Source organism: Pantoea phosphatilytica (assembly GCF_051025615.1).
Classification (GTDB): Bacteria; Pseudomonadota; Gammaproteobacteria; order Enterobacterales; family Enterobacteriaceae; genus Pantoea.
On record NZ_JBPFDF010000003.1, the window covers coordinates 268,876 to 290,071 of the forward strand.

19 protein-coding genes are annotated in these 21,196 nt (G+C 57.1%); 8 read left to right on the forward strand and 11 right to left on the reverse strand.

Annotated elements, in window-relative coordinates; translation table 11 throughout:
* Positions 1–8: 8 nt before the first annotated feature.
* Together ACR6AS_RS13920 and ACR6AS_RS13925 are read right to left on the reverse strand one after the other, a co-directional pair.
* On the reverse strand, positions 9–563 hold the full coding sequence (locus ACR6AS_RS13920; protein ID WP_111140730.1) for a YggT family protein: 555 nt from the start codon (positions 561–563) through the stop codon (positions 9–11).
* 12 nt (positions 564–575) lie between these two features.
* A complete protein-coding gene (locus tag ACR6AS_RS13925) occupies positions 576–1,283 on the reverse strand; it encodes a YggS family pyridoxal phosphate-dependent enzyme (RefSeq protein ID WP_293774579.1) in 708 nt (235 codons plus the stop codon).
* Positions 1,284–1,297: 14 nt separating this feature from the next.
* Here ACR6AS_RS13925 and ACR6AS_RS13930 point away from each other — a divergent pair, with 14 nt between their 5' ends.
* Positions 1,298–2,290, forward strand: coding sequence for a type IV pilus twitching motility protein PilT (locus ACR6AS_RS13930; RefSeq protein ID WP_293774581.1), 993 nt, complete (start codon positions 1,298–1,300; stop codon positions 2,288–2,290).
* Between the two features lie 6 nt (positions 2,291–2,296).
* Here ACR6AS_RS13930 and ruvX read toward each other — a convergent pair whose 3' ends face one another.
* The 6 genes from ruvX to ACR6AS_RS13960 form a co-directional block, all read right to left on the reverse strand.
* Entirely contained in the window at positions 2,297–2,716 is a 420-nt protein-coding gene (gene ruvX / locus ACR6AS_RS13935; RefSeq protein ID WP_111142280.1) for a Holliday junction resolvase RuvX, read from the reverse strand.
* Entirely contained in the window at positions 2,716–3,279 is a 564-nt protein-coding gene (locus ACR6AS_RS13940; RefSeq protein WP_111142281.1) for a YqgE/AlgH family protein, read from the reverse strand. Before ACR6AS_RS13940 ends, ruvX begins: the two co-directional genes overlap by 1 nt.
* A gap of 86 nt (positions 3,280–3,365) precedes the next feature.
* Positions 3,366–4,310 (reverse strand): glutathione synthase, encoded by a 945-nt coding sequence (gene gshB, locus ACR6AS_RS13945; protein WP_293774585.1) that lies wholly within the window; start codon positions 4,308–4,310, stop codon positions 3,366–3,368.
* Positions 4,311–4,416: 106 nt separating this feature from the next.
* On the reverse strand, positions 4,417–5,148 hold the full coding sequence (gene rsmE / locus ACR6AS_RS13950) for a 16S rRNA (uracil(1498)-N(3))-methyltransferase (protein WP_111140656.1): 732 nt from the start codon (positions 5,146–5,148) through the stop codon (positions 4,417–4,419).
* Between the two features lie 69 nt (positions 5,149–5,217).
* The gene (endA, locus tag ACR6AS_RS13955) at positions 5,218–5,922 is read right to left on the reverse strand and encodes a deoxyribonuclease I (RefSeq protein WP_111140655.1); all 705 of its coding nucleotides are present in this window, start codon (positions 5,920–5,922) and stop codon (positions 5,218–5,220) included.
* Positions 5,923–5,998: 76 nt separating this feature from the next.
* Complete coding sequence (locus tag ACR6AS_RS13960) at positions 5,999–6,511, reverse strand: SprT family zinc-dependent metalloprotease (protein ID WP_111140654.1); 513 nt, start codon at positions 6,509–6,511, stop codon at positions 5,999–6,001.
* A gap of 211 nt (positions 6,512–6,722) precedes the next feature.
* Between ACR6AS_RS13960 and ACR6AS_RS13965 the strand changes: the two genes are divergently transcribed.
* Complete coding sequence (locus ACR6AS_RS13965) at positions 6,723–7,868, forward strand: glycosyltransferase (RefSeq protein ID WP_111140653.1); 1,146 nt, start codon at positions 6,723–6,725, stop codon at positions 7,866–7,868.
* The gene (locus ACR6AS_RS13970; RefSeq protein WP_367395813.1) at positions 7,858–9,129 is read left to right on the forward strand and encodes an O-antigen ligase family protein; all 1,272 of its coding nucleotides are present in this window, start codon (positions 7,858–7,860) and stop codon (positions 9,127–9,129) included. Before ACR6AS_RS13965 ends, ACR6AS_RS13970 begins: the two co-directional genes overlap by 11 nt.
* A gap of 65 nt (positions 9,130–9,194) precedes the next feature.
* Here the strand turns inward: ACR6AS_RS13970 and ACR6AS_RS13975 are convergent, their stop codons facing one another.
* Positions 9,195–10,592, reverse strand: a complete 1,398-nt coding sequence (locus ACR6AS_RS13975) for a sugar porter family MFS transporter (protein ID WP_111140652.1) — start codon at positions 10,590–10,592, stop codon at positions 9,195–9,197.
* A 526-nt stretch (positions 10,593–11,118) separates the two neighbouring features.
* Positions 11,119–12,270 (reverse strand): methionine adenosyltransferase, encoded by a 1,152-nt coding sequence (gene metK / locus ACR6AS_RS13980; RefSeq protein ID WP_111140651.1) that lies wholly within the window; start codon positions 12,268–12,270, stop codon positions 11,119–11,121.
* An 844-nt stretch (positions 12,271–13,114) separates the two neighbouring features.
* On the opposite strand from metK, the gene speA reads away from it, so the two are divergent.
* From speA to ACR6AS_RS13995, 3 genes are all read left to right on the forward strand, one after another.
* On the forward strand, positions 13,115–15,091 hold the full coding sequence (speA, locus tag ACR6AS_RS13985; RefSeq protein WP_111140650.1) for a biosynthetic arginine decarboxylase: 1,977 nt from the start codon (positions 13,115–13,117) through the stop codon (positions 15,089–15,091).
* A gap of 170 nt (positions 15,092–15,261) precedes the next feature.
* A complete protein-coding gene (gene speB, locus ACR6AS_RS13990; protein WP_111140649.1) occupies positions 15,262–16,182 on the forward strand; it encodes an agmatinase in 921 nt (306 codons plus the stop codon).
* A gap of 175 nt (positions 16,183–16,357) precedes the next feature.
* On the forward strand, positions 16,358–16,768 hold the full coding sequence (locus ACR6AS_RS13995; RefSeq protein WP_111140648.1) for a YidB family protein: 411 nt from the start codon (positions 16,358–16,360) through the stop codon (positions 16,766–16,768).
* 52 nt (positions 16,769–16,820) lie between these two features.
* Here ACR6AS_RS13995 and loiP read toward each other — a convergent pair whose 3' ends face one another.
* The gene (gene loiP / locus ACR6AS_RS14000) at positions 16,821–17,576 is read right to left on the reverse strand and encodes a metalloprotease LoiP (protein ID WP_111140647.1); all 756 of its coding nucleotides are present in this window, start codon (positions 17,574–17,576) and stop codon (positions 16,821–16,823) included.
* A 271-nt stretch (positions 17,577–17,847) separates the two neighbouring features.
* Between loiP and tkt the strand changes: the two genes are divergently transcribed.
* On the forward strand, positions 17,848–19,842 hold the full coding sequence (tkt, locus tag ACR6AS_RS14005; protein ID WP_111140646.1) for a transketolase: 1,995 nt from the start codon (positions 17,848–17,850) through the stop codon (positions 19,840–19,842).
* Positions 19,843–20,158: 316 nt separating this feature from the next.
* Complete coding sequence (epd, locus tag ACR6AS_RS14010; RefSeq protein ID WP_111140645.1) at positions 20,159–21,178, forward strand: erythrose-4-phosphate dehydrogenase; 1,020 nt, start codon at positions 20,159–20,161, stop codon at positions 21,176–21,178.
* Positions 21,179–21,196 lie beyond the last annotated feature (18 nt).

Genomic DNA, 21,196 nt, shown 5'->3' on the forward strand with positions numbered 1-21,196 from the left:
TGATTCATTTACAGCAGATACCAGAGACCCGGGAACAGGTCCATGCCGAGAAAGTTCAGGGCATACAGCACCAGGATGACGATCATCGCCGAGAAATCGATGCCGCCCATCGCAGGCAGAATGCGGCGAACAGGGGCCATCAGCGGCTCGGTTAACTGCACCAGCAGGTAATCAACGGGGCCACGGCCCTGACTGATCCAGCTCATCAGCGAGCGGACAATGATGACCCAGAAGACCAGATAACCGGCGGATTTCAGCAGCGACAACAGACCGACCAGCAGATTGGTCGGATCGACCGAGAACACGCCGACCTGAATCAGCAGCAGAATCGGGTATTTCAGGGTGGTCAGCACAAAGGCCAGCAGCAGCGAGGCGGTATCGATTGGCCCCAGCGCCGGAATGATGCGGCGCAGCGGCTTCACAACCGGCTGCGTTACTTTCACGACAAACTGCGCCACGGGATTATAAAAATCGCAGCGCGACCACTGCATCCAGATGCGCAGCAGCAGCACCATCACGTAGAGATCGATTAGCGTTTTTACTAAAAACGTCAGTGTTAACATGAAGTTCCTCTGTTATTTTTGTGAGTTGTGCGCATAGTCTCGTGCGCCAAAAATGGCGGTGCCGATACGCACCATTGTACTGCCTGCGGCGATTGCCGCCTCCATGTCATCGCTCATTCCCAGCGAGAGCGTATCAACGCCTGGATAGTGCTGCTGCAACTGCCGGAAGGCCTCCGCCATCTGCTGGCATACCGCCAGCTGCTGTGCGTAATCACTCTCCGCGGCCGGAATCGCCATCAGCCCGCGCAGTCGCAGGTGTGGCAGGGCTGCGATCTGCTCTGCCAGCCCGGAAACGGCCTCCAGCATGATGCCAGATTTGCTGTTCTCGTCACTGATATTTACCTGAATTAACACATTCAGGGGAGGCAGCGTTGCAGGCCGCTGATCGTTGAGCCGCTGCGCGATGCGCTGACGGTCGATCGTATGACACCAGGCAAAGTTTTCCGCCACCAGACGACTTTTGTTGGACTGCAGCGGGCCAATGAAGTGCCACGCCAGCTCAGGATGTGCGGCCAGCGCCTGAACCTTTTCAACCCCCTCCTGAACGTAATTTTCGCCGAAGGCTATCTGGCCAGCGGCAAACGCCTCTTCGATCGCGCTCGCAGGTTTGGTTTTGCTGACTGCAAGCAGGGTAATTTCTTCTGGTGCGCGGCCGCAACGCGCGGCAGCGGCGGCGATTCTCTGCCGCACTTGCTGTAGGTTCTGCTGGATTGAGGTCATAGTCAGGAGAAATCATGGATCTGGATGAAATGGTGGCGCTTAGTGTAAAGCATAATGCCGCCGATCTGCACCTTTGCAGCGGACATTTGCCCTGCTGGCGGCGGCAGGGAAGGCTGGAGACGATGCCGCAGCAGCCCCGCATCACCACGGAGGGCATCGCGCAGTTTATGGCGCAGTGGCTCAGTGACTCACAGCGCCAGCAGCTGGCGCAGGCGGGCCAGATCGATTTTGCCCTGAGTATGGCGGACGGCTCACGGCTGCGTGCAAATCTCTTCAGGCAGCGCGAGGGTCTGTCGCTGGCGCTGCGGATTATCGCCACGACATGCCCGACACTGGCAGAACTGCAACTGCCCGCCAGCGTACCCCCACTGCTGGCGCAGCAGGATGGGCTGATTCTGGTGACCGGTGCGACGGGCAGCGGCAAATCCACCACGCTGGCGGCGCTGGTGGATGCGCTGAACCGCCAGCAGGCGTGTCATATCATCACGCTGGAAGATCCGATTGAGTTTATCCATCAGAGCCGGCAGTCGCTGATTCAGCAGCGGGAGATCGGTCTGCACTGCGCGTCGTTCGCGCTGGGCATCAGGGCGGCACTGCGTGAAGACCCGGACGTTATCCTGCTGGGTGAGCTTCGCGACAGCGACACCATTCGTCAGGCGCTGACGGCGGCGGAAACCGGCCATCTGGTGCTGGCAACGCTGCATACCCGGGGGGCGGCGCAGGCGGTGGATCGGCTGGTGGATGTCTTTCCGGCGGAGGAGAAGCCGCTGGTGCGGAGCCAGCTGGCGGGCAGCCTGAAGGCGGTGATCGCGCAGCGTCTGGTGCCGTCAGCGGCGGGCGGGCGCATTGGACTGTTTGAGATACTGATCGCCACGCCCGGCATCACCAATCTGATCCGCGAGGGGAAGATGCACCAGATCCCCGCGCTGTTGCAGACCGGCGCGCAGGCCGGTATGCAGACGTTTGAGCAGAGCCGTCTGGCGCGGCAGGCCGCCGGTCTTATTTAGCGGGCATCAGTAATGGTTTTCGAACCAGTCCTGCAAAATGATGGCGGCAGACTGTGAATCGACCGACCCTTTGTTGAGCGCACGATAGCCGCCGCGCTCGAACAGCCCGGCCCGCGCTTCTACCGTGCTGAGGCGTTCATCCTGCAGCTCAACCCGTATGCCAAAGCGGCCATGCAGGCGATTGGCAAATTTACGGGCGCGGGCCGTCAGCGGCTGCTCGGTGCCATCCATATTCAGCGGCAGTCCCACTACCACGAAGTCGGGCTGCCACTCTTTCAGCAGTTTTTCGATCAGCAGCCAGTCGGGGGTGCCATCCTGCGCTTTCAGCGCCGCCAGCGGGCGGGCGCTGCCGGTGAGTTGCTGACCCACGGCGACACCAATACTTTTAGTGCCGAAATCGAAACCTAACAGAGTCTGCGTTGACATCAGGCGTGTCCGGCGTCGCTGGCCATATTGTGAATATCGACGCCAATACTGCGCGCCGCTTCGCGCCAGCGCTCTGACACCGGCGTCTGAAACAGGATGTTGCTATTAGCGGGTGTGGTCAGCCAGGCGTTTTCCATCAACTCATTCTCCAGCTGATCTTTCTCCCAGGCACAGTAGCCCAGCGCCACCAGCACGTTAGCAGGCTGAGAAGGGGTGCCTATCGACTCCAGCACATCGCGGGACGTGGTGATGACCGTGTTATCGGAGACACGAATGCTGGAGGTAAATGTGCGTTGCGCTGAATGCAGAATAAAACCGCGATCTTCCGCCAGCGGACCGCCGGTAAAGACCGGTTTGTCCAGCCGGATCGCCGGGTCGCGATCCTCAGCGGAGATTTTCAGCTTTTTCAGAATGCCTTCAACCGTCAGGTTTTCCATGGGTTTATTGATGATCAGTCCCATTGCACCCTCTTCATTATGTTCGCAGAGATAGACTACGGAACGTTTGAAGAAAGGATCCTGCAATGAAGGCATGGCAATCAAAAAGTGATGTTGTAAATTCATTCTCACACGATGTACCAAAAAATAACCGGCACGCGACGGCCGCACCGGTATTGGGTTGATCACGGAGCTACGCCCCGGCGTCTTGCTCAGCCCAGGCGTTTCTCAATGGCATCCATCAACATGCCGGTGATGGAGATCGGGAACGCAGCCTCAATTTCACGTACGCAGGTCGGGCTGGTTACGTTAACTTCAGTTAGTTTATCACCGATGATGTCCAGACCGACAAAAATCAGCCCTTTTGCTTTCAGCGTCGGGCCGACACGACGTGCAATCTCCCAGTCGCTTTCGCTGAGCGGGCGCGCTTCACCGCGTCCACCGGCCGCCAGGTTGCCCCGGGTCTCGCCGCCCTGCGGGATACGCGCCAGGCAGTAAGGCACCGGCTCGCCGTCCACGACCAGCACGCGTTTGTCACCCTCTTTGATCGCCGGAATGTAGTTCTGCGCCATGCAGAAGCGGCTGCCATGTTCGGTCAGGGTTTCGGTAATGACGCCAAAGTTCGGATCATCCTGCTTCACGCGGAAGATAGAGGCGCCGCCCATGCCATCCAGCGGCTTCATGATGATGTCACCATGCTCCTGCCAGAAGTCGCGCAGCTGCGCCTTGCTGCGGGTGACCAGCGTATCTGGCGTGAATTCGGCAAACCAGGCGGTGTAAAGCTTTTCGTTGCAGTCACGCAGGCTCTGCGGTTTGTTGACGATCAGCGTACCCAGCTCTTCTGCGCGCTCCAGAATATAAGTCGCATAGATAAACTCGGTGTCGAAAGGGGGATCTTTACGCATCAGCACTACGTTCAGATCGGCCAGCGGGATCACCTGCTCACTGCCAAACTGATACCAGTTGTCAGGGTTCTGCTCGACGCTCAGCAGGCGGGTACGGGCAGAGGCCACGCCACCGCGCAGGGAGAGATCCTGCATCTCCATGTAGTGAATTTCGTAACCACGGCGCTGTGCTTCCAGCAGCATGGCGAAGCTGGTGTCTTTTTTAATATTGATGGACGAAATCGGGTCCATCACGATGCCAAGTTTAATCATTATTATCTCCTCGGTGAGGCGGCGTCTGCCGCCTCGTCTGGTTCGGTCTGCAGTGGGCCGATGGGTCAGGACATTATGCCTGCGCTCTCACCGCTGAAAGTATCGCTTAACCCAGGTCGCCAAACCTCACCTGAAGTGCCGTAATAGCCGTCAGCGCGGTGGTTTCGGTTCGCAGTACCCGTGGGCCAAGCAGAATGTCAGTAAAACCGTGCTCTGCTGTCATCGCAATCTCATCCGCAGACAGCCCGCCTTCAGGGCCAATCAGCAGCCGCACCCGTCCGACAGGCTGCGGCAGCGTATTGATGCTGTGGCTGGCGCGGGGATGCAGGTTGAGCTTCAGACCGCTGTCCGCCTCCGCACACCAGGCCTCCAGCGTCATCGCGTCACGAATCAGCGGCACGCGATTGCGGCCACACTGCTCACAGGCGGCAATCGCAATTTTCTGCCACTGCTGGATTTTCTTTGCCAGACGCTCAGCATCAAGCTTTACGCCACAGCGCTCGGAAAACAAGGGTGTAATGACATTCACGCCCAGTTCGATCGATTTCTGGATAGTGAATTCCATTTTTTCACCGCGCGACATCACCTGACCTAAATGCAGGTGCAGGGGTGACTCGCGATCGTCCGGCTGGCTCTCTGTGACCGATACTTTTACACGCTTTTTATCAACATGCGTGATCTCTGCTGCAAAAGTCAGATTAGTGCCATCAAAGAGTTCCAGACGCTGACCGGCCGTCATCCGCAGCACCCGGCCGACATGATTGGATGCATCTTCATCCAGGGTAATTTCACTGCCGATGCTGAGGGGCTCGGGGTGATAGATGCGAGGTATGCGCATAAGTTTCCTGAAACCGGACGCCGCACGGCGGCGGCGTCATGGGAAAAAAGCTAGTGTAGGGCAGGGATTTTAGCGCTGGCAAGCCTGCTGCACATAAGGATTGTGATTGCCCTGGACTCTGGCGATGCGCTGGTCGCGTTCACACTCCCATTTTGTGACCGGATAGAGCTTATCCCAGGCCGTAAACAGCTGCGTCTGCTGGCGCGAAATACGCAGATGATACTGGTCACGCATGTAGAAGTAGGTGCGGGCAATCGCGCCGCGTGCCCGCGCAGGCGGCTCAGCCTGTTTGAGTTTAAAGTCGATCTTCATCTCGCACTGGCCATACTGCTTTTCGCTGCCGTTCCACTGACTGTAGGCGAAGTTGCCCCGGTCGCCGTTCACTTCACCCACCGCAGGCTGCAGGTTATGCAGGTCGGTTTCGATACGACGATAGTCGGGATCTTTGCTGCAGTTTTTACGGCCGCCCGCCTGCCAGCACTGGCGCTGATGACCAAACTCCCAGGCTGGCATCACATGTTCCCACTCAATACGCGCAGCGCGATTGGCGTTTTTACGCACCTGATAGCCGCAGCTGTTGAGATCGGGAACGCCTTTTTTCCCCTGCCAGGTAATTTTACAGCCACAGTAGAACGATCCAGGCGCATCGGCGTTGATCGCCGCGGCAAAGGTTTTGGCCTGCTGGAAATTATTCTGGTGATAGTTATTCAGATTGAGGGCGTCAGCGGCGGGCGCAAACAGCAGCGCCAGCGCCAGACTTATTATGCGAGACATATTCCGGATTTTTACTCAGTACGAAAAAGGGCGGCAGGTTAACAGAATGTGGAATAGGGCGGAATGGGGATTCTTCTCAGGTCGCGATAAACTCGCCCGCAATAAGCAGGCTGCCGCAGTGTACGCAGCGATATTCGCTCTCTTTGCGCAGCACGCGATTGTGGCGGCGCACGGTCAGCTGATGCTGCTGGCACTGACAGCGATACGCAAAGGTCTTGCTGCGCACGGAGGCGATCTCAAACTGATGGGTACGTCGTGCCGGCACGCCCAGCACCTGCTCCATCATCCATTTCCACTCTTTGCCGTGCGGGGCAACACGACCGAACTGCTTCCAGACCAGCAGATGCGCCAGCTCATGCGGCACCACTTCATCGATGAAGGCCTGCTGGTTTTCCAGCAGCAGCACCGGATTAAGGCGGATCTCCCAGGCGTTGAGCCAGGCGGTGCCCGCCGCCGTGCCGCGCTGCTGATAAAGCAGTTTTGGTTCGGGCCAGGCGGTCTCCAGTGTCTGATTGGCGCGTTCAAGCGACTGGCGCAGCGAGCGCATCACGGCCTGCTGCAGAGCGATGGGAAGTCGGGGCGTTTTCATGGCGCCCAGAATAGTCGCCGTCGCGTCGGAACTCAACGTTGTCCGCGAAAATCGGCGGCGCAGTAGCTATACTTTGCCGCCAGTTTCCCGCCAGATAATCTGTAATCGCGATCCTGCTTTGAGAGACCTGGCGACCGGCTGAAATTTCTGGATTAAATAGGGTTATGGCCTCTTATAGAATATCCTGTCGACAGGGTTCACTGCAGAGTGGATGGATAAGAAGCGGATGGCAGAGTGTACGGACAACGCAATGAAAAATAAGAACATCAGGAAACAGCGGATAGTGCTGGTGACCGATTTGATGGCTGGCCGCGGCGGCATGGAAAATGTGACCTGTCAGCTGATCACCGCTCTGAATGCCCAGGCTGGAACGGAAGCGGGGCTGTTCATTATCAACAGCGGCGAAGAGAGCCACTCCCGCGCCTGGACCGCCAACGCCGTTTTAGCCGAGAGCGTCTGCACGCTGCGGAATAAGAAGATAAAGAATCTGATTCATACGCTGAGAATGGCCGTCTTTTTCCGTCGCTATCGGCCCGACCATGTGCTGACCCTGAACACGATCCCCACGTTAATGGCCCGCCGGGCAATCGCGCTCTCCGGCCGTAAGATCGTCCTGTCGAGCTGGATGCATCTGCCCCCGCGGGATCGCTACCGTCCGCACTATCTGCGACGGGCCGATCACCATTTTGCGATCAGTCATCAGATTAAACAGCAGCTGGTGGAGCTGGGCGTACCGGCCGCCGCTGTCGACGTCATCCATAACCCTGTCAGGCGCAGCGACGTGGTGATTGGCAGGCCGCAGGCGCTGAAATTTCTCTACATCGGCCGTGTTCACTTCCAGCGCCAGAAACAGCTGAAAGATCTCTTTGATGCCCTGCATCAGCTCACCCTGCCCTGGACGCTGGAGATGGTGGGCGATGGTGAGGATCTGGCGCAGTGTCAGCACTACGCGGCGCAGCTCGGCCTCCAGGATCGCATCACCTGGCATGGCTGGCAGGAGGACGCCTGGGCGTATGTCAGCAGCCACATTAAACAGGTCTCCTGTCTGATCATGACCTCTAACTTTGAGGGCTTCCCGCTGATCCTGCTGGAGGCGATGTCGCGCGGTGTCTACTGCGTCTCATCCGACTGCGTCAGCGGGCCATCGGAGATTATTCAGAACGGTCTCAATGGTCAGCTCTACCCGACTAATGACAGCATGGCGCTGGCCGCGATTCTCAACGCCATGAACGACGATTTTCACTTCCCTGAGCATCAGGTTATTAAAGCGAGCATTGCCGGTTTTTATGAGGAGAATTATATGAAGCACCTGCTGAGTGTGTTTAACCGCCTGACTGAGGTTAAACATGACGATTAAAACCAGCCGCAACGGATTGACGTTGCTGGTGAATTTCTCCGTTATTGCGCTCTGCCTGGCGCTGTCGCTGAATATGTTTGTTACGGGCCTGCCACAAAAGATCTTCTATCTGGTTTCCTATCTCTCTGTCGCCTCCGTGCTCTATGGCGTGGTGCGCAGGCGGATGGACTTTAAAGAGAACCGCTTTTACCTGCTCCTGTTTGCGGTGCTGATCCTGTTCGCGCTGATTCGTCTGTGCTGGGCGATTCACGTTAAAGGCGTTGAAACTGCGCCCTCGACCGACGCCATCACCAATATCGGCAACTATCTTCTGGGGGCGAAGCGTCTGCTGCTGGGGGCCTTTGTCCTGCTCAGTCTGGCCATTTACGGGCAGCGGGTTTCGTTAACTACGCTGCGTATCGGCAGGCTGCTGATGCTGGCGGGGCTGCTGATCACGCTGGGCTTCGGGATTCATGAGCATCTCTATACGGAGAATGTCCGCATTAAGCTCACCACCGAAGCGGCCTCGATGTCCTCCTATATGATTCTGTTTATCTACTGCGCCTGGCTCTGGCTGAGCCGCTTTGAGACGCACGCGTACTGGAAGGTGGCCGATATCACGGCGCTGGCGGTGACTCTCGCGCTGCTCTATCTGTGCGGCACCCGCGTCACCCTGATTGCGCTGGTCGCCGTCGGGCTGCTGTTCCTGTTACAGACCTACAGGCTGGCGCTGTTCGCCAGCTGGCGGACGGGCTCGCTGCTGGTGGGGCTGCTGGCGGTGCTGGTGCTGATGACCGGTAATCGCTGGGTGGAAGGCGTTCAGGATATTGAGAACTACGGCTCGAACAGTTCGACCTCGCTGGGTGCACGCGTGGCGATCTGGGGTGGGGCGATGGACTTCATCGAACATCATGATGGCTTTGCGACGCCGGATGCGCGGACCACCGAGGCGCGGAAGTTCATCATGGCGCACTATCCTCTCAATATCGAAGGCTACACCAACGTCAAATACAACATGCACAACGAGTTTCTGGAGGTTACGACGCTGCAGGGCTGGCTGGGAACGCTGTCGCTGGCGTTACTCTATCTGACCGTGCTGGCGGGCTGGCTGAAGAGATGCCCTCTGCGCGGCGTGGCGCTGCCGATTGTGGGGCTGTTTATCTGCGGGCTGACCGACTCGGTGCTGCCCTATAATCAGACCGCCACCATTTTTATTATGGCGCTGGCGCTCTGCTGCCTGCCGCGCGCTTTACCGGCGGCGCGGATGACATCCTCATCCTGATGCGCTGAACCAATAAAAAGGGCGGGGTTTCCAGAGAAACCCCGCCCTTTTTTTCATGCGTAATCTTAGTCGCGTGAACCGATATCGCGCAGTTTTTTACCAGCCATCAGATTGCGTTCGATGTGCTCCAGCGAGACGTTTTTGGTCTCCGGGATCAGCATCACCGTCAGCAGAATGAAGAACAGGTTAAGCGCCGCGTAGACCCAGAAGGTGTTGGCATTGCCCAGCGTGTTCAGCATCGTCAGGAAGGTCGCACCCACGATCATGTTCGCGATCCAGTTGGTGGTGGTGGAAACGGTGATACCGAAATCGCGGCCTTTCAGCGGCTGAATCTCGGAGCAGAGTACCCAGATCAGCGGACCGGCTGACATCGCAAAGCCCACGATGAACATCAGCAGCATACCGATAGCGAAGTACTGCGCGCCCGGAGTATGGATGCCGAAGTGCAGCATAGTACCCAGCACGCCCATACCGGCCGCCATCACCATGAAGCCCAGAATCAGGGTCGGTTTACGGCCCCAGCGATCCACCAGACCGATGGCAATAAAGGTCGCGAGTACGTTAATCAGACCCACAATCACCGTGCCCCACATCTGCTGGGTGGTGTTGGCGAAGCCGGCGATTTCAAAGATTTTCGGCGCGTAGTACATGATGACGTTCATGCCGGTAAACTGCTGCATCACCTGCAACAGGATGCCGAGATAGACCGCGCGGCGGAAGTGGCTGCTGCTGGTGAACAGACCCCAGCCAGACTGCTTAACTTTCAGGCTTTCACGAATCTCTTCCAGCTCACGTTTGGCCTGTTCGCTGGTGTCACGCAGACGATCCAGAACGCGTTGTGCATCGCGGAAGTTGCCTCGTGCCGCCAGCCAGCGTGGGCTGTTTGGCAGGAAGAAAACCCCGATCAGCAGCAGCAGTGCCGGAATCGTGATGATGCCCAGCATCCAGCGCCAGTTGCCGGTAAAGCTGAACGCGGTATCGGTCAGGTACGCACCCAGGATACCGATGGTGATCATCAGCTGATACAGCGAAATCATACTGCCGCGAATTTTTTCTGGTGCAATTTCAGAAAGATAGAGTGGGGCGGTATAAGAGGCGATACCGACAGCCAGACCCAGCAGCACGCGGGCGCTGATCAGCATCTCCGGGTTCGGCGACATTGCCGACCAGAGTGAACCGATGACGAACAGAATCGCGCCGGTCATCAGGCTTTTTTTACGGCCCAGACGGGATGACATCCAGCCGCTGCCGATCGCGCCGACGGCGGCACCAAACATCATCGAACTGACGATCCACTCCTGCTGATGAGCGGTAACGTTGAAGTCCTTTGCGATAAACGGCAGGGCACCGGCGATCACGCCGATATCCAGACCGAACAGCAGACCCGCAAGGGCCGCCAGAAAGCAGACAAATAAGGTCATCGCCTTATTTGAAGTTCTGCTTTTGTGTGTATTGCCAGGCATTTTAGCCTCCAGGTTTATCCATCATTGTTTTTATCGATGTTAAAAAACCTTTTGCGAGAAAAAAGTGAAACCGATCACATCAGTGTAATCGCTTACACATGCTGAAACCCTGAAATTCAGCCTATTTCTCTCGTAAAGATTCATTAATCAGTGAGGTATAGCACTCATTAAGTTTCTGACAATGCTCTGTTTACCGGCTATCAGACGACGCTGAAAATAACGCATTTTCAGAAGAATAACTACGTGCGTTAAATCTTAAATATCAGATAAACAAAGCATTTCGATTTGTAATCGTTAACATTTTGTTGTCAGAAAAAGCGAAAGGAAGTGTAGCTGAGAAATAAGAAATTGCCCTGGCGCGAAAAGATCACGCCCGAAATTGCGTTTTTAGCAGGGAAGCCAGGCCAGAAACAGCCGCTGCCCAGAGTGCGGAAAGGAAGAATCTGCGCCTGCCGTCAGTGATGCGGCTGAAAAGGGCATAAAAAAACCCTGCCGGAAGGCAGGGCTTCATGGGCAGCCGGTGACCTTACAGGCCAGCCGCGTCACGCAGCAGGGCGGCTTTGTCGGTTTTTTCCCATGGGAAATGTTCGCGACCAAAGTGACCGTATGCGGCGGTCTCTTTGTAGATCGGGTGCAGCAGATCCAGCATCTGAATCAGACCGTATGGACGCAGGTCGAAGAACTCACGCACCAGCAGCGTCAGCTGCTCGGTTGACACCTTCTCGGTGCCAAAGGTTTCTACCATGATAGAGGTCGGTTCAGCCACGCCGATGGCGTAGGAGACCTGGATTTCACAACGGTCAGCCAGACCCGCCGCGACGATGTTTTTCGCTACGTAACGCGCGGCATAGGCTGCAGAGCGGTCTACTTTAGAGGGATCTTTACCGGAGAATGCACCGCCACCGTGACGCGCCATGCCGCCGTAGGTATCCACGATGATTTTACGACCGGTCAGGCCGCAGTCGCCCATCGGGCCGCCGATCACAAAGCGACCGGTTGGGTTGATGTGATATTTGGTGGTGGCGCTCAGCCACTCTGCTGGCAGAACCGGCTTGATGATCTCTTCCATCACCGCTTCCTGCAGATCTTTCTGGCTGATGGATTCGGCATGCTGGGTCGACAGAACCACGGCATCGATGCCGACGATTTTGCCATCATCATACTGGAAGGTGACCTGGCTCTTGGCATCCGGGCGCAGCCACGGCAGCGTGCCATCTTTACGGACTTCAGCCTGGCGCTGAACCAGACGGTGCGCATAGGTCACCGGCGCAGGCATCAGCACGTCGGTTTCGTTTGTGGCATAGCCGAACATCAGACCCTGGTCGCCCGCACCCTGTTCCAGCGGATCGGTACGGTCAACGCCCTGGTTGATATCCTGAGACTGTTTACCAATCGCGCTTAATACCGCGCAGGAGTTGGCATCAAAGCCCATATCGGAATGAACATAGCCGATTTCACGTACAGTTTTACGGGTAATCTCTTCGATATCGACCCATGCGCTGGTCGTGATTTCACCGCCAACCAGCACCATACCGGTCTTGACGTAGGTTTCGCAGGCCACGCGCGCTTTAGGATCCTGCTCCAGGATCGCATCCAGCACAGCATCGGAGATCTGGTCGGCGATTTTATCGGGATGTCCTTCTGATACGGACTCGGACGTGAAAAGGTGTTTAGCCATTCTGTTCTTTACCTTAAATATGGTTTGAGTACGACTGCATAGCGTCAGGGAGGGTTTCTGGCCTGACGCCCCTTCAGGCAAAGCCGCGAGCAGTGAGGAAGTATCAGCACAGCAGGCTGACACCGCCTGGATCGTAACCTGTTTAGATGGAAAACCATCTGGACGGCTATTTTAGGATAGAGGATAAACCAATTGCCAGCCCTTTTTCTGTTTCCGCGTTCGCCCTGCCACTGTTATCGGCATAATTTACTGAGGCTACACACAATTCGCCGATAATCTTTTTGCATTTCCAGACGGTAAACTGTATAAAACGCCGCTGCTTTTGATAGCAGCAGCAAGGATGACGCCCCTGTCTGCGTCGCGCCTGTCAGACCCGGGTCTGGCTTTCACCCTGGTTGTTCTCCATGTGCCCCTGGCATATGCGGAGGTGATACAAGTAATGAACCACGCGTTTTCTTCTTTCGGTTCTCTGCGCAGCGCGGCTGCGCTGGCTCTCTCCTGCTTCCCATCTGTTTCTCATGCCTGCCGACACGCTGTCCGGTGCGGTAATTTTACCGACACAGGCACCGGCTAATCTTTATCTCTGTTCTCAGGGGTTTGTTACTTCTCTGCGGCTGCGCAGCGGAACGACACTGGTTATCTCTGGTCTATACCGATCGGTTAAATGTTCTCTGTTTAAACCGGGATGGTCAGGGTGTTTTACACTTAACGCTGAGGCGTGAATCGCGCTGACGAGAATGTCAGGTGAACAGGACATTGCATTTAATGTGGCGACAGGTTTTCAGATTGGCGGCCATACAGCCGGTTAACAGTTTCATCTTTCAACGGAAAATTGAGGTTCGCGATGTCTGACGACATGAAGAATATCAAAGGTTCGTCAGCTGGCGAACAGGGTACACTCCGCTCCATGCAGGAGGTTGCAATGAACGATCAGGATGCGAGCAAAATGTTGCGCACGTACAACATCGCCTGGTGGGGCAACAACTATTACGACGTTAACGAGCTGGGCCATATCAGCGTCTGCCCGGACCCGGATCGCCCCGAGGTGCGCGTCGATTTAGCCCGGCTGGTTAAAGAGCGCGAAGCGCAGGGCCAGCGTCTGCCCGCGCTCTTCTGCTTCCCGCAAATCCTGCAGCACCGTCTGCGCTCTATCAACGCCGCCTTTAAACGTGCGCGCGAATCTTACGGCTATACCGGCGACTACTTCCTGGTTTACCCGATCAAGGTTAACCAGCATAAGCGGGTGATTGAGTCGCTGATCCACAGCGGTGAGCCGCTGGGACTGGAAGCTGGCTCAAAAGCAGAGCTGATGGCGGTGCTGGCGCATGCCGGTCAGACCCGTTCGGTGATCGTCTGTAACGGCTACAAAGACCGTGAATATATTCGTCTGGCGCTGATTGGCGAAAAGATGGGCCACAAGGTCTATCTGGTGCTGGAGAAGATGACCGAGGTCCGGCTGGTGCTGGAAGAGGCCGAGCGTCTCAACGTGGTGCCGCGTCTGGGTATCCGTGCGCGTCTGGCGTCGCAGGGCTCCGGCAAATGGCAGTCAAGCGGCGGCGAAAAGTCGAAGTTCGGTCTGTCGGCAACCCAGGTACTGAAACTGGTTGAGATCATGCGCGAAGCGGGTCGCATCGACAGCCTGCAGCTGCTGCACTTCCATCTGGGATCGCAGATGGCCAACATCCGCGATATCGCCACCGGCGTGCGTGAGTCGGCGCGCTTCTATGTGGAGCTGGCGAAGCTGGGCGTCAACATCAAATGCTTCGACGTCGGCGGCGGTCTGGGTGTCGATTACGAAGGCACACGCTCGCAGTCTGACTGCTCGGTCAACTATGGGCTGAATGAGTACGCGAACAATGTAATCTGGGCGATTGGTGCCGCCTGTGATGAGCATGGTCTGGAACACCCGACGGTCATCACCGAGTCGGGCCGTGCCGTGACCGCACACCATACCGTGCTGGTCTCAAACATCATCGGCGTGGAGCGCAACGAATTCAGCGAACCTGAAACGCCGGAACCGGATGCGCCACGTCCGATCCTCAGCATGTGGGAAACCTGGCAGGAGATGCACGAGCCGGACACCCGCCGTTCGCTGCGTGAATGGCTGCATGACAGCCAGATGGATCTGTCTGATATCCACACCGGCTACTCGTCCGGCACCTACGATCTTAAACAGCGTTCATGGGCCGAGCAGCTCTACCTGAGCATCTGCCATTACATCCAGCAGCATCTCGATCCCAGCAACCGTGCGCACCGTCCGATCATCGACGAACTGCAGGAGCGGATGGCGGATAAGATCTATGTGAACTTCTCGCTGTTCCAGTCAATGCCGGATGCGTGGGGTATCGACCAGCTCTTCCCGGTGCTGCCGCTGGAAGGGCTGAACAAAAAGCCGGAGCGTCGTGCCGTGCTGCTCGACATCACCTGTGACTCCGATGGCACCATCGATCACTACGTGGATGGCGACGGTATCGCAACCACGCTGCCGATGCCGGAATATGACCTGGATAACCCGCCGATGCTGGGCTTCTTTATGGTCGGCGCCTATCAGGAGATCCTGGGCAACATGCACAACCTGTTCGGCGACACCGAGGCGGTGGATGTCTACGCGCGCGAGAACGGGGAAGTGGAAGTGCAGCTCTCCGACGAAGGGGACACCGTGGCAGACATGCTGCGCTACGTGCAGCTGGATCCCAACGAGCTGATGACGCTGTTCCGTAATCAGGTTCAGACCTCCGATATCGACGACGAGCTGCGTGCGCAGTTCCTCGAAGAGTTTGAGAGCGGCCTTTACGGATACACCTATTTAGAAGATGAGTAACCGACGCGGGCAGGCGGCGATCGCATATTGCAGTTGCCGTTCACTATGTCGATAATCTGACACACTCAATCCCTTCCTCGTCGGGCCTAACGACGCGGAGGGGATTTTTTTCATCTCAACCTTAATGGCTTGCGGGCCTGGCCCGACTCACGCACAAAGAGAGAGCAATTATGTACAACACGCTTGGCAATCAGTACGACAACTCCCTGGTCTCTAACGCCTTCGGCTTTATGCGTTTCCCGCTGAACTTTCAGCCTTATGACAGCGACGCCGAATGGGTGATCACCGGCGTTCCTTTCGATGCCGCCACCTCGGGTCGTCCGGGCAGCCGCCTGGGGCCGGGAGCGATCCGTCAGATCTCCACCAACCTGGCGTGGGAAGGCTGCCGCTGGCCGTGGGATTTCGATCTGCGTCAGCGTCTGAACGTCGTCGACTGCGGCGATCTTGTTTACGCCTTCGGTGATTCGCAGGATCTCTCCGACAAGTTACAGGCCCATGCAGAAAAACTGCTGGCGAATGGCAAGCGCATGATGACCTTTGGCGGCGACCACTACGTTACGCTGCCGCTGCTGCGCGCTCATGCGAAACATTTCGGCAGGATGGCGCTGGTGCACTTCGATGCGCACACTGACACCTACTCGAATGGCCCGACGTTCGACCACGGCACCATGTTCTTTACCGCGCCGAAAGAGGGGCTGATCGATCCACAGCACTCCGTGCAGATCGGTATCCGCACCGAGTTCGACAAGAGCCTGGGCTTCAACGTGCTGGATGCGGCGCAGGTCAATGACCGCAGCGTTGATGATATCCTGGCTGAAGTAAAACGTACCGTCGGCGACCTGCCGGTCTATCTGACGTTCGATATCGACTGCCTGGACCCGGCCCATGCGCCTGGCACCGGTACGCCGGTCATTGGCGGTCTTACCACCGACAAGGCGACCAAACTGATCCGTGGCCTGCAGGGGATGAACATTGTCGGCATGGACCTGGTTGAAGTCGCCCCGGGCTATGACCACGCCGATCTGACCGCGCTGGCTGCGGCCACGCTGGCGCTGGATATGCTGCATGTTCAGGCTGTGAACAAAGGTTAATCCCCGCGCTATCCCACGCCTGCTGGCTGCGTCCGGCAGGCGTTTGTCCTCTGTTTCTCTCTGTGCCCACGCCTCGCCCGCACCGTCTCCACCCGCCACGTCAGCCCGTGATCCGGGCGCAACCCCGCATCAGCAACTAAACTTATTGATACCCATTCTCAATGTGGAGGCAATCATGGGCTTTCTTGATGAACTGGCGGGTTCACTGCAGAACCACCAGAGTGACGGGCATCTTCCGGGGCAGCTTCAGGCTGTCTGGCACTGGGTGCAGGAGCAGGGCGGTGTCGAAGTGTTGCTGCAAAAATTCCAGCAGGGCGGACTGGGTGACGTTTTCAGCTCGTGGATTGGCACCGGCGCGAACCAGCCGCTGGCGCACAACGATATTCACTCGGCGTTTGGCCAGTCTGAGCTGCAGTCGCTGGCGGATAAACTGGGCACGGATGTGCAGGGGGCGGCGGGGACGCTGGCGGTGATTCTGCCGCAGCTGATTGACCGGATGTCACCGCAGGGGCAGATGGATGAAGCCTCACTGCACGAGAACAAACTCGATCTGGGCTCTATGGTGAATCAGATCTTCCACCGCTAGACCGCTGAGCCGCATGGCGGGCGCATCCCTCCGGCTGCACCCGCCTTTGACGTTACTTCGCGTCTGCCGCGATGCGCTCACGAATATGCTCCGCACGCGCTTCAGAGGCCGGGTGAGAGTCAAACATTGAACTCTGACGACCCTGTTCCAGCTTCGCCAGCTTCTCGAAACTGGTCACCAGACCCATCGGGTTGATGTTGCGCTTCTTCATCAGATCGTAAGAGTAATCATCCGCCTGCGACTCCTGAGACTGAGAGAACTGGGCGTTAACCAGCTTTTCACCCATTTCGCCCAGCTGCGACTGCGACAGGGAGCCGATTACACCCCCCACCGACGCGGCAGCCGTGCGGGCGGCGGTGGTGGCATACGCCAGCTGCATCGCCTTGCGCGTATGGCCCAGCGCGACGTGGCCCATCTCATGGCCCAGCACGCCTTCAACTTCGTTGTCGGTCATCATATCCATCAGGCCGCTGTAAACACGGATACAGCCGTTTGCCATCGCCCAGGCGTTGACATCTTTGGTCTGATAGACCTTGTAGTTAGCCGGCACGCCATTAATGTTATCGCCCAGCGCGGCCGCGATCTTGTTCAGCCGCTGCTGATAGTCGCTGTTTGCCGGGGCGATCTGATTATCCTTGTCCATCTGCTCACAGGATTGATCGCTCAGCTGCTTTACCTGATCGTCGCTCAGGGTATAAGCCTGAAACGCCTGTGCGCCTGACTGCATCAGCCCGTTATTGTCTAAACCCTGACAGCCGCTGAGCAGCGTCGCCAGCCCCAGCGCACATACCGTTTTCTGGATTTTCATGCTCTATCCCATTCATAACAAGGTAAGAAAAACAAACACCTGAAACGCAGTCAGGTGAATAAACGTTTTGGTTATAGCGTGCCCGTCCGCACTTTGCTAGCAGAGTTGGCCGGAAAAGCCAGACGAAGCGGCTGCATTTAGCGTTTTACAGCATGTACTTTTGCCCCGATTTTCATGTACATTGATGGGCAACTTTTTCCTTGTTTTGCCCGCTAACTCATTAATAACAATAAGTTAAGGTGCGAAGCATTAATCCGACCTGGAGTAGAAAATGCCCTCTCGTAAAGAGCTTGCCAACGCCGTTCGTGCGTTAAGTATGGATGCAGTACAGAAAGCGAAGTCGGGACATCCGGGTGCCCCGATGGGTATGGCGGACATCGCTGAAGTCCTCTGGCGCGGCTATCTGAACCACAACCCAACGAACCCGCAGTGGGCTGACCGCGACCGTTTCGTGCTCTCTAACGGTCACGGCTCAATGCTGATCTACAGCCTGCTGCACCTGACCGGCTACGATCTGCCGATGAGCGAGCTGGAAAACTTCCGCCAGCTGCACTCAAAAACTCCAGGTCATCCGGAATATGGCTACACCGCAGGCGTGGAAACCACCACCGGCCCGCTGGGGCAGGGCATTGCGAACGCCGTTGGCTTCGCGATTGCTGAGCGCACACTGGCAGCCCAGTTCAACCGTCCGGGTCATGATATCGTAGACCACAACACCTATGTCTTCATGGGCGATGGCTGCATGATGGAAGGCATCTCTCACGAAGTCTGCTCGCTGGCGGGAACCCTGAAGCTGGGCAAGCTGGTGGCCTTCTATGATGACAACGGTATCTCTATCGACGGTCACATTGATGGCTGGTTCACTGATGACACCGCGAAGCGCTTTGAAGCGTACGGCTGGCATGTGATCCGTGGCATCGATGGCCACGATGCAGACGCGATTGCTAAAGCGATCGACGAAGCGAAAAGCGTCAGCGACAAGCCTTCACTGCTGATGTGCAAAACCGTGATCGGCTTCGGTTCACCGAACAAAGCGGGCACCCACGATTCTCACGGCGCGCCGCTGGGCGATGACGAAGTAGCACTGACCCGCAAACAGCTGGGCTGGAACCACGCACCGTTTGTGATCCCTTCTGAAATCTACGCTGAGTGGGACGCGAAAGAAGCGGGTCAGGCGAAAGAGTCTGCCTGGAATGAGAAATTTGCTGCCTATGCGCAGGCGCATCCGGAGCTGGCGGCTGAGTTCACACGTCGCGTCAGCAACGAGCTGCCGGCGAACTGGCAGGAAGAGTCACAGAAATTTGTTGAGCAGCTGCAGGCCAACCCGGCGAAGATTGCCAGCCGTAAGGCCTCACAGAACGCCATTGAAGCCTTTGGTAAAATTCTGCCAGAGTACCTGGGTGGCTCAGCCGATCTGGCGCCAAGTAACCTGACCATCTGGTCCGGCTCTAAGCCGATCAATGAAGATGCGGCCGGTAACTACATCCATTACGGCGTGCGCGAGTTCGGTATGACCGCCATCGCCAATGGCCTGGCGCTGCACGGCGGCTTCCTGCCTTACACCGCAACCTTCCTGATGTTTGTGGAGTATGCGCGTAACGCCGCGCGTATGGCGGCCCTGATGAAGATCCGTCAGATCATGGTCTACACCCATGACTCCATTGGTCTGGGCGAAGATGGCCCGACGCATCAGCCGGTTGAGCAGATGGCGAGCCTGCGCACCACGCCAAACATGAGCCTGTGGCGTCCTTGCGACCAGGTGGAGTCTGCGGTGGCGTGGAAATATGCTATTGAGCGTAAAGATGGCCCGACGGCGCTGATCTTCTCCCGTCAGAACCTGGCGCAGCAGGAACGTGATGCTGCACAGCTGGCGAACGTCGCGCGCGGCGGATACGTGCTGAAAACCTGTGAAGGTACGCCGGAGCTGATCCTGATCGCTACCGGTTCAGAAGTGGAACTGGCAGTAGGCGCCTGGGATAAACTGACCAGCGAAGGCCGTAAAGTGCGCGTGGTCTCCATGCCATCGACCGATGCTTTCGACAAGCAGAGCGAAGAGTACCGTGAATCTGTGCTGCCGAAAGCGGTCAGCGCACGCGTTGCTATTGAAGCGGGCATCGCAGATTACTGGTTCAAATACACCGGCCTGAACGGCGCGATTGTGGGCATGACCAGCTTTGGCGAATCTGCTCCTGCGGATCAGCTGTTTGAACTGTTTGGCTTTACCGTCGACAACGTGGTCGCGAAAGCGAAGGCGCTGCTGGCATAAAAACGCGGCCAGGCGGCGCTTCACCCGCCTGGCAGTAAAACTCGGGGACGATCTTTTCGTCCCTTTTTCCTCTTTTATTCCTGCAGTAATAACTGATTTTTGCCCGTTTTTGTGATGCAGATCCAAATTTAAGCAGGCAGATTGATCACAGTCATTCCCGTTATTCCTTCCTTCTATTATTGTAGCTGAACCGTTTCAGTCGCCGGGCAGATCGCCCTGGTTTCGGACAATGCCGGGTAAGAATCTCCTGTACAAAATGCAGTGAAACGCTCAGGCTAACGGCACGTTTTTTTCAGTCTGACGTGGCAGGAGAGAAATGACGGTACGGGTAGCGATAAATGGTTTTGGCCGGATTGGACGCAACGTCCTGCGCGCGCTCTATGAAACGGGCCGGCGGGCGGAAATCACCGTGGTCGCCATCAACGAGCTGGCAGAGGCCACCGGTATGGCGCACCTGCTGAAGTATGATACCAGCCACGGCCGTTTTGCTTTCGATGTGCGCCAGGAGCGCGATGTGCTCTGTGTCGGGGGCGATACCGTGCGCATTCTGCACCGCGCCGCCATTGCCGATCTTCCCTGGCGCGAACTGGATGTGGATATAGTGCTGGACTGCACGGGCGTCTACGGCTCGCGCGCTGATGGCGAAGCGCATCTGCAGGCGGGGGCGAAGAAGATACTCTTCTCGCATCCCGGCGGCCATGACCTCGACGCGACCGTCGTGTATGGCGTGAACCAGCAGGATCTGACGGCCAGCGACCGCATCGTCTCCAACGCCTCCTGTACCACCAACTGCATTATTCCGGTGATCAAACTGCTGGATGACGCCTTTGGCATCGAGTCCGGCACCGTCACCACGATCCACTCCGCGATGCACGATCAGCAGGTGATCGACGCCTATCACAGCGATCTGCGTCGCACCCGCGCCGCCAGTCAGTCGATCATTCCGGTCGATACGCGTCTGGCGGCCGGAATCACCCGCATTTTTCCGAAATTCAACGATCGCTTTGAGGCGATAGCCGTGCGTGTGCCGACCATTAACGTCACGGCCATCGATCTCAGCGTCTCTGTGCGCCAGGCCGTGAAGGCGTGTGAGGTGAACACCCTGCTGCAAAGCGCAGCAGAGGGGGCATTTCGTGGTATAGTTGACTATACGGAATTACCGTTAGTCTCAGTCGATTTTAACCATGATCCGCACAGTGCCATTGTGGATGGAACACAAACGCGGGTCAGTGGTCAACACCTTATCAAGACCCTGGTCTGGTGTGACAACGAATGGGGCTTCGCTAACCGGATGCTCGACACGACGTTAGCGATGGCCGCAAGTGGTTTCAGGTAAGACGCGGTTTGCGTCTGG